Annotated in this window: 11 protein-coding genes and 1 pseudogene; 3 read left to right on the top strand and 9 right to left on the bottom strand. The window is 57.1% G+C overall.

The window, feature by feature from the left end; genetic code table 11:
• Positions 1-36: 36 nt before the first annotated feature.
• The 7 genes from WMW72_RS25475 to WMW72_RS25445 all read right to left on the bottom strand — a co-directional run bounded on the left by WMW72_RS25475 (position 37) and on the right by WMW72_RS25445 (position 7,730).
• Positions 37-1,902 (bottom strand): glycosyltransferase family 4 protein, encoded by a 1,866-nt coding sequence (locus WMW72_RS25475; protein ID WP_341418398.1) that lies wholly within the window; start codon positions 1,900-1,902, stop codon positions 37-39.
• Positions 1,903-2,405: 503 nt separating this feature from the next.
• Positions 2,406-2,753, bottom strand: a complete 348-nt coding sequence (locus WMW72_RS25470; RefSeq protein WP_341418397.1) for a hypothetical protein — start codon at positions 2,751-2,753, stop codon at positions 2,406-2,408.
• Between the two features lie 79 nt (positions 2,754-2,832).
• Entirely contained in the window at positions 2,833-3,954 is a 1,122-nt protein-coding gene (locus tag WMW72_RS25465) for a CgeB family protein (RefSeq protein WP_341418396.1), read from the bottom strand.
• 26 nt (positions 3,955-3,980) lie between these two features.
• Entirely contained in the window at positions 3,981-5,099 is a 1,119-nt protein-coding gene (locus WMW72_RS25460; RefSeq protein WP_341418395.1) for a CgeB family protein, read from the bottom strand.
• 74 nt (positions 5,100-5,173) lie between these two features.
• Positions 5,174-6,028 (bottom strand): dTDP-4-dehydrorhamnose reductase, encoded by an 855-nt coding sequence (gene rfbD / locus WMW72_RS25455; protein ID WP_341418394.1) that lies wholly within the window; start codon positions 6,026-6,028, stop codon positions 5,174-5,176.
• Positions 6,025-7,011 carry a dTDP-glucose 4,6-dehydratase gene (gene rfbB, locus WMW72_RS25450; RefSeq protein WP_341418393.1) on the bottom strand — a complete coding sequence of 329 codons (987 nt, stop codon included), beginning with the start codon at positions 7,009-7,011 and terminating at the stop codon, positions 6,025-6,027. The genes rfbD and rfbB overlap by 4 nt, the downstream gene beginning before the upstream one ends.
• Positions 7,011-7,730, bottom strand: coding sequence for a sugar phosphate nucleotidyltransferase (locus WMW72_RS25445; RefSeq protein ID WP_341418392.1), 720 nt, complete (start codon positions 7,728-7,730; stop codon positions 7,011-7,013). Before WMW72_RS25445 ends, rfbB begins: the two co-directional genes overlap by 1 nt.
• 212 nt (positions 7,731-7,942) lie before the next feature.
• On the opposite strand from WMW72_RS25445, the gene WMW72_RS25440 reads away from it, so the two are divergent.
• The 3 genes from WMW72_RS25440 to WMW72_RS25430 all read left to right on the top strand — a co-directional run bounded on the left by WMW72_RS25440 (position 7,943) and on the right by WMW72_RS25430 (position 10,412).
• Positions 7,943-8,860 (top strand): NAD-dependent epimerase/dehydratase family protein, encoded by a 918-nt coding sequence (locus tag WMW72_RS25440; protein ID WP_341418391.1) that lies wholly within the window; start codon positions 7,943-7,945, stop codon positions 8,858-8,860.
• A 237-nt stretch (positions 8,861-9,097) separates the two neighbouring features.
• Positions 9,098-9,316, top strand: a complete 219-nt coding sequence (locus WMW72_RS25435) for a hypothetical protein (RefSeq protein WP_341418390.1) — start codon at positions 9,098-9,100, stop codon at positions 9,314-9,316.
• A 19-nt stretch (positions 9,317-9,335) separates the two neighbouring features.
• Positions 9,336-10,412 (top strand): glycosyltransferase family 4 protein, encoded by a 1,077-nt coding sequence (locus WMW72_RS25430; RefSeq protein WP_341418389.1) that lies wholly within the window; start codon positions 9,336-9,338, stop codon positions 10,410-10,412.
• A gap of 233 nt (positions 10,413-10,645) precedes the next feature.
• On the opposite strand, the gene WMW72_RS35690 is transcribed toward WMW72_RS25430, so the two are convergent.
• A complete protein-coding gene (locus tag WMW72_RS35690) occupies positions 10,646-10,846 on the bottom strand; it encodes a WIAG-tail domain (protein WP_423227600.1) in 201 nt (66 codons plus the stop codon).
• 296 nt (positions 10,847-11,142) lie between these two features.
• A pseudogene (locus WMW72_RS35685) lies at positions 11,143-11,349 on the bottom strand (hypothetical protein); the annotation flags it as partial.
• Between the last annotated feature and the right edge of the window lie 600 nt (positions 11,350-11,949).

Here is an 11,949-nt window from a genome sequence, read left to right as displayed (position 1 = left end):
ACCTTTCTCACGGAATGATTGTCCGTGCCACTTGCTTCAGCCTGTATTTCGGCGGGCACGTCTTCGTGCGGATCGTCTGGTCCCCCCTCGAGACACCATTCGGGATGAGCGGTGCCGGGCCTTGCCTACCCGGCGCTTGGCTTTCCCTGTATGGCGAGTCCGGAGCGTCCGCCCTCCTCGGCTCACACGGCCGGATCGCAGCACCCGCTTCTCTTTCCCTAAACGGCGTCTCAGAAGCCGTCTGCCTTTCCTTGCACGGCGGGTCCGCTGTACCCGCTTCCCTCTCCCCGCTGGGCAGGCCCTAAGAGGTTCGCCCAGTGGCAGCTGAAGCAGTTCCTCGTCAGGCAGCTGTACCACTCGATCCGGCGAGTAACCCCGCTGCCGCATCGCAAGCGCGGAGGCGAACACCTGCCTCCTTTGATGCGAAAGCAGGTAGACAGCAGGTCCAGAGCCTTTCGCCAGCATGGCGAACGGACGGTTCGCAACGGACGGAGGCTTATGCCGGATCTCCGCACCCGTAAGGATCGTAGCCAGCAGCGCATCCGGAACCTGCCGAACATCTCCCCAGCCGTACCGGTAAAAGCGCAGCGTTTCCTCCGAGGCGAACGGGCGCTTCTCCCCATGCTCCAGCAGGAAGACGGCTGAGCTATGCTCTCCTTTGACCAGAAACCGCGGGTCAAGGAACCGGATCGGTTGCGCATGCAACCGGTCGCGCCATTGCTGGACGCCCCCTTGAAACTGCGTAACTAGAAGCTTCAGCCGCTGCCGATAAGCCTCGATTCCATAAGCTGCCTCGATGGATGCGCGGTTGGCGGCTCTCCGCTCCTCGAGCCCTGCCGCACCGGAATCGAGGAGAGCTAGGACACGTACGGCCAATCCCGCTGCATCGCCCTTCTCGACAAGGCCTGAGTCGTTGCCGATGGTGAGCATGATTTCCTCCAGACCTCCGGCCCGGTAAGCCACGACGCTGATGCCGAACAGCAGCCCTTCGGCCGCTGTCAGCCCGAAGCCTTCGTCAATCAGACTCGGCACCACCAGAATATCCAGCGCCGGGAACAATGTATCGATCCGGGGGTCGAAGCCTTTCCAGTGGAAGCGGTTCCCGCAGCCGGAGGCTTTGATTTGCTGCGAACAGCGGTCAAAGTATGCCTTATCCGTCACATTCCCTACAATCAGGAATCGGCTGTGGGGATGCCTCAACGCCACCTCGACCGCCATCGTCACGAAGTGCTCGAGACCCTTCTCTTCATGCAGGCTGGAGGAGATGTAGCCGATCAACTGCTGCTGGGTGCGAATACCCAGCTCCAGCCGTCTAACCTCCCGGTGTTCCGGCCAATTGCCCGGACAAAGCTCCTCAAGCAGCCAAGTCGGCGGGAGCAGATGCACCTTGGCCCCGGACTCCGCCAAATGAGTGCGGATAGGGCGAAGCGTCGTTTCGGAGATCCCGATGATCCAATCGGAGTAACGATTCATGAACCCGACAGTCAAACCGGTCCAATCGTTTTCCGTAATTTTCTCGGTAGCGAACCAGCCGACCGGCAGACCCAGGGTCTTGGCTGCTACAGCCGGGAGAGCATTCAGGCAAGTATTGACAATCACCAGATCGGGCTGATGCATATGAAGCAGATTGATGATACCCTTATGTTCACCCTGATTGAGCTTCGCCTCCACGTCCCTCACTAGACCAGGGCCTGGATTGAACATTTGCCAGACTACGGGAACCTCATGGATGACCGTACGGATGCCTGCGGCCTTGGCCGCTCCTGACAGCAGCCCCTCCTCCGGAACGACCAGCGTGCAATCTGCATACCGGCCCAGCTCCCGTGTCAACAGCAGCAGGTATTTCTCAGCACCTGTGATGATCCGGCTTCCGCCAATATGCGAAAACAGCATGATTTTCATAGGAAATCGCCTGATGCCTCTCTCGCTTGACGCGATGGGCACGACGCTCACCTCCGGCATTCGATCTTTGCTTGTTCCCCTACGAATCTTGTGTATGCGCTCATCTTCTAGGTCCCTACCAATATATTAGGGGGACAACTGTGACGGCACGTCATTTAACCCCCGTCCATTCGTACAATTTGACAGGGACATCCATGGATCTTTAGCGTGTAAGCCGCAAAACATCAAAAAACGACCGTGAGTTCCCGGCCGCTTAAACCTTAACTATTATTGCTCACCTGTATATATGTAAGGAAAACAGCCAGCAATGGCTATAAGATTGCCAATTTACCATACATCTCCAGTTGTGCAGGATCGGGACCGGGCTTGTCCCAGGCTCCAGACTCGAGCTTTCTCCCAAGGACCGGTCGCCCGGGCATGCGATCCCGCTCTGCACGAGTGAGGCGGCTGCTGATACCTTAAGTCCCAGCGGCCGCCAAGCGGAATACTAGGGGATGAGGTGGTTAGCCCTGAAGCTGCCCATCCCTGATTCCCTGCTCCATTCCAAGGCGAAAGCCCTCGTTGTAAGCCTTGTTGAATGCAGCGCGGTACGCCCTCGAATAAGTCCGTCCTCTGCCTCGCCGCACGGCGCGGACTCTGGTCCTCCTCCTGCGCCGGACGACGGTGCGCACGCCTCTGCGCCGTTTTCTGAGCGCCCTTGCCGCCCGGCGGACAGCCGGTTTCCTCAGGCCCTGCAGCTTGCGCCGTCTAATGGCCTTGCCCACACCTCTTGACTTACGTTTGACCCGCGTACCGCGGGGACTTACAGCAGCGCGTCGGGCGCGCGCACTGCGTATTTTTCGCTTCTTCATATCCGGTGCCTCCTTCAAGCATGCGCATCCCTACAGCGTATGCATGAAGAACGCCCGGTGCCCGGGATGTGCGCCCATTTTACCCGAACAGCAGCCGCAGCATCTGGGCCATCCGCTGCGAATACGTGTGCTCCGTCATCGTGCGGCGCAAAGCGTTAAGCGCAATCGTTCTCCGCTCTTCCTCATGGTGCAGGTAATAATCGATCTTATACTTCAGTTCCTCAGGCGATGCATAGGTGACGATCTCATGGTCCGGGGTGTAGAAGCGGGCCAGATCGCTGCGCACATCCGTGAGCTGCAGGGTACCGCAGGCCGCAATCTCGAACGTACGCGGGTTCGGCGATACAGCTCCGATCAGCCTGCTGTTTTTGTTGAAGCTCTCGTCAGCGACGGAGCGGTGCAGATTGATCGAGATTTTCATCCCGTTGTAGTAAACCGCCGTCTCTTCAGCTCCCATCCACTTGCCCAGCTCGATCTTGTTGCTGAGCAGCTTGTAGTTTTTGAGCCGATCCCACCATATCCCGGAAATATACGTATGCCGCTTGGCTAGAAAAGGAGCGACCTGATCGAAGAAATAGGCGCGGTTCCAATATGCGGAGCCGATGAAGCCAATATCATAGCGGAACTCAAGCGGAATTGGCTTGGGCCGGAAAATGTTCGGATTGGCCGCAAAGGGCAAATAATGAACCTGGGCGGAGCCATTCTGACGATAAAGATCCACGCATTCCAGCTCGAGCGTGAACACCGTATCGTAATGCAGCACCATAGGCAGCGTGATATCCGTGTAGTATGGATCATCTGTCAGCCAGACGGCCGTACGGATACCCATTGCTCGAATCGCGTCGATCCGCTCCACAGCGTAGTTCATACCGTCTAGAACGATCACGATATCCGGCCGGATCTGCTGAGCGGTAGCTACAATATCCTGGACGGGCGTAAGTACAATCAATTCCCTGACCAGTTCGCGCAGAGCCTCAATAATCGAAGCATCCAGCGGTGAGTATGGAAAGCCCTTGCCTGAGGAAACGTACAGTACCCGGACGTCCCACCGCCCCTCCGCCCGCTGCGGCACCTGGCGCATGATCGCCTCGCAGCGTCCATAATGGTAGCCGTAGGCGAGGCCGAGCTGCAGACCTTGCTCGCGTCCATGCTGCCGGCCGAGAGCTGCTCTCGAATTCCGTTGAAGCGCTGTTTTCGGCATTGGCCGTTCCTCCTCTTGACTATTTGTTATTGGTAACCTAGCAAGCCCATCAATTGGCCGATACGGCTCATAAACGAATGCTCCGTTATCGTCCGGCGCAGTCCATTGCAGGCCATCGTTCTCCGTATATCCTCATGCTTCAGATAATAGTCGATCTTGTCAATCAGTTCCTGAGGACTGCTATATACGTCCAGATCGACACCCGGCGTATAATAACAGGTCAAGTCATCCCGCACATCCGTCAGCTGCAAAGTACCGCAGGCCGAAATCTCATATGTCCTGGGATTCACAGACAGAGCAGGCACCCCCTGCGCATTTTTATTGTCGGTCTTGTGATCATGTCCACGGTGAAGGTTAATGACCAGTTTGGCCCCGCTGTAGTACATCACCGACTCCTCGACAGGTATCCAGCCGGAACGGACATGGCGCTTGACCATCCGGTAATTGGACATGCGGTCCCACAGCCCTCCGCCGATAAATACTTTCTTACCCCGCAAGTAAGGGGCGAGTTGGTCGAAGAACTGGACTCGGTTCCAGAAGGCCATCCCGATGAAGCAAATATCGCTTCGGTAGGCAGGAGGCACAGACAGAGGACGGAACAGGCCCGTATCCGCCGCCAGCGGCAGGTAATGCACCTGAGCACAGCCGGCCTGCTCGTAGAAGGGCACACAGCTCTGCTCGTGAGTGACGACCGTATCGTAGCGCTGTGCTATGGCGGCCGTGAAATTCGTGAAGTACGGATCGTCGGCGAACCAGATCACCGTCCGTATACCCAGACTCCGTACACAGTCCACCTGCTCGAGATGGTCGCCTGGAAACACGTGAAGACCGTTCAATACAATCATCAGGTCCGGTCTATGCATCTCGGCGAGCTCCGCCATCCGCTCCGGCGTACCGACGATCAACTCCCGTACATGACGGCTCAGCCCGCCCGCCACGCCTTGATCGAGGGCCTGAAATCCTTGAGGAATAAACAATACTTTCAGATTATGAAGGCGGTCCGGCTCCGGCGGTGCGACGAGCGCTCGGATCGCTTCGCAGCGGCCGTAATGGTACCCGTGCTCATAGCCCGCCGCACGCCCTTCCTGCAAGCCGGCCTGCGTCCCCCTCCTCGCTGCGCTTGTGCGCCGCTTGTTAGCCTGCACTTCTTATCCTCTCCCTAACAAAACTTGAATCATTCATTCCATTCCGGTCAACCCGTCAGACAGACCCAGTCCGGTCATCCCTTCAGCAGATAATCGCTGTCGATGAAATGCTCCAGAGCGGATTTCCAGTCCCGCATCCGCGGGATCCCCGCCCGGCGAAGCCCCCTATCAGCGAGCGCCGAATTCTCCGGCCGCTGGGCAGGCAGGACGAATGCCTCCGAGCTGGCCGGGTTCAAGATGACGTCATGGCGGCCGGCCGCAGCGAGGATCGCTTCGGCGAACGCATAGCGCGAGCAGAAGCCGCGATTGGCTACATGGTAGGTCCCATAAGCTTGCGTCTGCAGCATCCGGCCGATGCAAGAGGCCAGATCCACCGTATAGGTGGGAGATCCGAATTGATCGTCCACGACAGTCAACTCCGGCCTCTGGCCGGCGGCCGCCAAGATTTTGGTCACGAAGTTGCTGCCGTCCCTTCCGTACAGCCATGATGTTCTAATAATGAAGTGGCGGCTGCTGAGTTCTCGGGTCAACTGCTCGCCTGCCAGCTTCGACCGCCCATACGCTCCTAACGGACTGACCGGATCTGTTTCCAGATAGGGCGTGCCTTTCTTGCCGTCAAACACGTAGTCCGTACTTACATAAACCATGGCGGCACCAATTGCCTCCGCTCCCATCGCCGCATGTCCCGCACCGACCGCATTGACCCGGAATGCCATCTCCAGATCCGTCTCCGCCTGGTCCACCTGGGTGTAGGCAGCCGCGTAGATGACGGCATCGGGAGCAATCGAGCGGATCCGCCCGCTTAAAGCGTCGCCGTCCGTTACATCCAGCTCCTCCCGGGTGAGCGCATAGCAGGTATGCTCAGACTCCAGCACCCTGACCAGGTCTCGGCCCAATTGCCCGCCTGCTCCGGTGATCAGCAGCTTCATGTCCCCTCCTCCCTCTGCAGCCAGCGCGTCCACCAGGCGGTATGTCCGCTGTACCATTCGACAGTCTGCTTCATCCCCAGCTCGAAGGTATACCGGGGCCTCCAGCCTAGTTCACGCCCGATCTTAGAAGCGTCGATCGCATAGCGCCGGTCATGGCCGGGCCGGTCCGGCACAAAACGAATCAGCGATTCCGGCTTGCCCAGCTCAGCCAGTACAGTACGGACTACCTCCAGGTTGGTCCGCTCGTTATGCCCGCCGACATTGTAGACCTCTCCAGGCACCCCCTGTGTGATAGCCAACGCGATAGCCTCACAGTGATCCTCTACATGGAGCCAGTCTCGCACGTTGCGCCCATCCCCATACACAGGGATCGGCTCATCCCGGAGGGCCTGAGTAATAATCGTCGGCACCAGCTTCTCCGGATGCTGGTAAGGGCCATAATTGTTGGAACAGCGTGTGATCACCACAGGCAATCCGAAGGTTTCATAATAAGCCCGGGCGAGACAGTCGGAGCCAGCTTTGCTGGCTGAGTACGGGCTGTTAGGTGCGAGAGGCGTCGTTTCGGTAAAATACCCCTCGTCGCCCAGCGAACCGTATACTTCATCCGTCGAGATATGCACAAACTTTCGTACCTGTCCCCGCCTCGCCGCTTCCAGCAAGCATTGAGTGCCGAGCACATTCGTTCTCACGAACGCTTGAGGATCTGCGATGCTGCGGTCTACATGGGACTCGGCGGCAAAGTGCACCAGCGTGTCGATCGACTCCTCCACAAACAGTTGATGGATCAATTGGGCATCAGCGATATCGCCATGGACGAACCGAAAATGAGGCAGGCCGGATACCGCAGCCACGTTCTCCGTATTGCCGGCATACGTAAGCGCATCGAGCGCAACCACCCGGTCATGAGGATGCTGCCTCATCCAGTGAAGAACAAAATTACTTCCGATAAAGCCCATGGCTCCCGTCACGAGAATGGCGGCCATTACTCCTCCTCCTCCAGTAGACGGGCCCCGGCTTCCAGCAGAGACCGGTGAGTCCCCGCATCGGTCCACCAGCCCGCAAGATGACTGTAGCTGAGCAATCCTTGGGCCGCATATGCGTTGTTGACATCGGTGATCTCCAGTTCTCCCCGTGCCGAGGGCCGGAGATGACGGATAATGTCAAAGACGGCCGAGTCATACAAATAGGCCCCCGTAACCGCATAGGAGGAAGGCGGCTGCTCGGGCTTCTCCACCACTCGGGTAATCAGCCCTGCAGCTATCTCGGCTACTCCATATCTGCGGGGGTCTTCGACCTGCTTCAGAAATACATGCGCTCCTTTGCCACTGACGGCAAACGACTGCACCGGATCACGAAACGATTCCTCGAATAAATTATCACCAAGCAGCACTAGCAGCTTCTCTCCGGGATGTACGAAAGCTTCGGCCAGACCTAGCGCCTGTGCGATGCCTCCGGCTTCCTCCTGAATACCGAACCTGACTTGCAGCCCCCAGGGCTGACCGTCTCCGATATAGTCGGCGTAGAGTCCTGCGGACTGTTTGCCGGTAATGAGGAGCACCTGCTCAATCCCGGCTTCCGCCATTTTTACCAGCGCGTAGTGGATCATCGGGTATTTGCCGACCGGCAGCAAATGTTTATTGACGATACTTGTGAGCGGACGCAGCCGGGTGCCCGTACCGCCCGCCAGTATAATCCCCTTCATTTGCGTGTCTCCCTTCTAAGGCTCAGATATTGATCGACCTAGAGTCATGCTGGTATGATATGCACCCTCCCCACATGTCTAGTGGACGAATACCATGAACCTATGAAAATTGGCTCCCGCCCGTTACCTGCAGGCCTAAGCCAATGTACCTCAGTCCACATACGATATGAAAAGGCTGGTCATCCAGCTGAAGGAAGGAGGATACACGGAAGATGAAAGCAATCGTAACGGGAGGGGCCGGCTTCATCGGCTCTCATCTGGTAGATGCGCTGATTGAACGGGGGGCTCAGGTCCACGTGCTGGATAACTTGAGTACGGGTCATCTCGGCCAGGTTCACCCCCAGGCTCTGCTGCACCAGCATGATGTCGAGAGTCCCGAGGCCAAAGCGCTGGCCGTCCGTCTCAAGCCTGATCTTGTATTCCATCTGGCCGCACAGGCGGATGTGCAGCAATCCGTGAAGCAGCCGGGCTACGATGCCCGGGTTAATGTGTTAGGGACACTGAATATGCTCGAAGCCTGCCGGGAAGCCGGCGTGCGCAAGCTTATATTCGCCTCCACTTCTGGTGTATATGGAGATCTGGAGAAGGAACTTATCGAGGAAGGCGATCCCGTATCCCCCATCTCGTTCTATGGGCTATCCAAGCTGGCCGCAGAGCAATACATCCGCCTGTTTCACCGCTTATTCGACTTGTCCTACACGATCCTCCGCTATGGCAATGTCTACGGTCCCCGTCAGCAAGCCAAAGGGGAGGGCGGCGTTGTGGCGCTGTTCACCGACCGCCTGAAGCAGGGCCAGCCTATCCGTATCTTCGGAGACGGAGAGCAGACCCGGGACTTTGTCTATGTTCGGGATGTCGTGCAAGCCAATCTCGCATGCATAGTCGAGGGCGGACAGCAGACATTCCACGTCAGCACAGGCCGGCCCGTAACCGTGAATACCCTAGTACGCGAGCTGGAAAAGCTGAGCGGAGCATTGGTAGAGGCCGACTACTTGCCCTCCCGTCAGGGAGATATCCGGCATAGCTGCCTCGACAACCGCAAGATCCTCGCTGCACTGGCCTGGCGCCCCGCCTATGACATTTCCTCAGGTCTCCGGGAAACCTACGCCAATGCGAGTTCTCCTCCCTAACTGGCCAGGGGAGCGCTGAGGCTGTAGGCGCATGTCCAATCCTCTCCTTCACGTTGTTCATATAATGGAAATATCAAGGTATTGGAGGTTTGCTGACCATGGCTCTGTTCTACTTGTCGTCCGATGTTCATACGCCGATCAACTCCCTCCCAACATGTAGAGTCATTCAATCTGTACGTGCATAATTTGGACGGAAGAGAATTCGATCTGCTCGTCTAAGCGTCCCATCCCGAGCGGATGCTGCTGCTTGAGCTTCTTCATGTGTATGGATTCGGACAAAGTCACTCGGTCTATGCGGCCTCTAACATCATCACCGGCTTTCAGCCGTTCATCCTGCAAATCGCCACGAATATCCGCAATCGCAGCACGCTCGGCATCCATCTGGAACTTCTGCAGGGAGGAGTCGTCGTTGCCCGCATTACCCATGAGCATGCCGAGCTAACGCAGCTCGAGTAAACAGGAAGTGTGAGTCTATATGAAGGTTCTCTTTGTATTCTATGTACCGAGCGGCGGGGTCGAAACGTTGAACCGGCAGCGGTGCAAGGCCCTGCGGTCTGTCGGTATTGAGGGCCATTGTCTGTACTACCGTCCGGGCTCCGGGATGCAAAATTTCGGAGACATTCCCTCCTTCCTCACGAATGACGATACTCAGATCCGCCAGCTGCTAAGTGAACATGCCTATGAGGCTGCGGTCATCGTTTCGGACTATTGGGCGCTGCCCCGGTTCCGCAGCCTCGGCTTTACCGGAAGTCTCATCTTAGAAATTCAGGGGTTGGGCTCCCACGCTGCGACGAGAAGCATACTTACCGAGGCACAGCCTGTTGTAGCTAAGTATGCCGCCGGCTTACTGCATCCTAGGACACCCCATATCTCCGCACTGTTTGACGAGCTTTACCCGCAGATGCCTCAATTTCAATTCAATAACTGTCTGGACACCGCCGAATTCTCTTACCGTCCCTCCCGTCCCTCTGCCCAGCCTATACTGGGGTGGCTGGGACGACTGGAGGACAACAAGAACTGGCGCGAGTTTCTGCAGATCGGCCGCCTGCTGATCGCACAGCAATTCCCCACTCTGCGGCTCTGGATGTGCGAGGACGCCGAGCTCTCCGAGCAGAGTGAACGGGCCGACTTCCGGCAGCTTGTCCATCAATACGGCCTGGGAGGCAATCTCAAGCTGTTCTCCAACGTTCCTCACTCCAAGATGGCTGCTTATTTCTCGATCATCGGCGATTCCGGGGGGATGCTGTGCTCAACCTCCAAAACCGAAGGCGCTCCCTACTCGCTGCTGGAGGCCATGAGCTGCCGCTGTCCGATTGTGTCATCGGATACCGACGGGGTTTTCCAGAGCATTCTTCACAACCGGACGGGCAAATATTACCGTCTTGGGAACCCGGAACATGCAGCCGAGCAAATTACCAAGCTGCTGAAGAACAGGAGCCTGCGCGAACGTATCCGCACAACAGCCCTTGAGCATGTGCAGACGAATTTCTCCCCGCAGGCTTACGCCCGGAATTTTGTAGGAATGCTTCAGCAACTGAACGTCATGGCGTAATCAAGTTTTGTCAGGCTGCCTTTGTTACTTGCCGAACCTACAAGGCAAAGAAGCTTCCAAATTCCAGCGGACTGACCTGGGCTTGAAAGCTTCTTTTGAAGTTATCGCTGTTAAAGACCTGTGAATCTAACCGTCATCAAATCGATGGACCAGCTGGCCAGAGAACCGTGAATATGAGAAAAGCGAGAAGAACATCCGCCGGACCACCGGGGACGTTCCTCTGCTTAACTGATTCAATTTGCTGCTGCAGCCTGCACGCCGATTCCGATCCAGTTCACCAATCCCAGGAGCTTTGCCGAGGACTTGCTGCGAACGATCGTGAACGTAGCTCCTTCCGTGCGCTTCTCCTTGATCACCGCGTAGCAATGCGGGTCTGTGACCGTCGCGACAAGTGCATATTGTTCATTCGCATAGGCCGTACCGAAACAGATCATGATGTCCGCTTGCTCCTCCCCTTCCTCCAATTCAAAGGAAGCAAGGCCGAACTGCTGGCTTACCGGCTGCGGAGAAACGACTGTAACGGGTTCAATCCTTGGAGCAGATGCCTCCAGCAGGATAGGCTCTTCCTCCAGATACAGCACATCTGCCGGTTCAGGCAGCACGGGCGGGATGTCGAGTACGAAGTCGGCTTCTTCATCCCCGTCCTGTATCCGGTCTCCAAGCTCTGCTGTATCAGCCAAGACAACTTCAATTTCTGCGGCAAGTCCGCAATCCTGTGAGGTACTTTCTTCTAGGTTGCTTTCTTGCAGATCCGATTCCAGCAGAATGCTTTCCTGTAATCCGCTCTCAGTATGGTCGATCTCTTGCAAGCTGCTTTCCGGCAAGTCGATCTCTTGCAAGCTGTTTTCCGGCAAATCGATCTCCTGCAAGCTGTTTTCCGGCAAATCGATCTCCTGCAAGCTGTTTTCCGGCTGGTCGATCTCCTGCAAGCTGTTTTCCGGCTGGTCGATCTCCTGCAAGCTGTTTTCCTCGAAACTGTCCTCTTGCTCGCCGATCTCCGATCGTAGGGAAGCGTTCAAAATTTCATGAACCCGCTCCTTCAGCAACGCTTGAATAGAAGGCTCGAGATGAATCAGCGAGATACTCCCCGGCAACAAATGATAGCCGGAGATCGACTCCTGCTTGATATGCAAGCTGTCGATGGCTTCGAAATCAATATGTCGGCCGCTCACGGACATCTGCGCAAGTTTGTCGCCGGTGACGGCCCCTTGCGCCAACTGCTCCTCTTGTACCGCGCCGGACGATAGGTGCTCCGTACTTACGGCTCCTTCGGCCAGCTTCGCTCCTGTTACGCTCTGGTCCGCCAACTGGTCGGACTGCACCGCGCCGGACGACAGATGCTCTGTGCTTACGGCTCCTTCGGCCAGCTTCGCTCCGGTTACACTCTGATCCGCCAACTGGTCAGACTGCACCGCGCCGGACGATAGGTGCTCCGTACTTACGGCTCCTTCGGCCAGCTTCGCTCCTGTTACGCTCTGGTCCGCCAACTGGTCGGACTGCACCGCGCCGGACGACAGATGCTCTGTGCTTACGGCTC

The sequence above is a fragment of the Paenibacillus filicis genome (assembly GCF_038070315.1).
Taxonomy (GTDB): Bacteria; Bacillota; Bacilli; order Paenibacillales; family NBRC-103111; genus Paenibacillus_G; species Paenibacillus_G filicis.
This window is presented reverse-complemented; position numbering and strand designations above follow the sequence as displayed.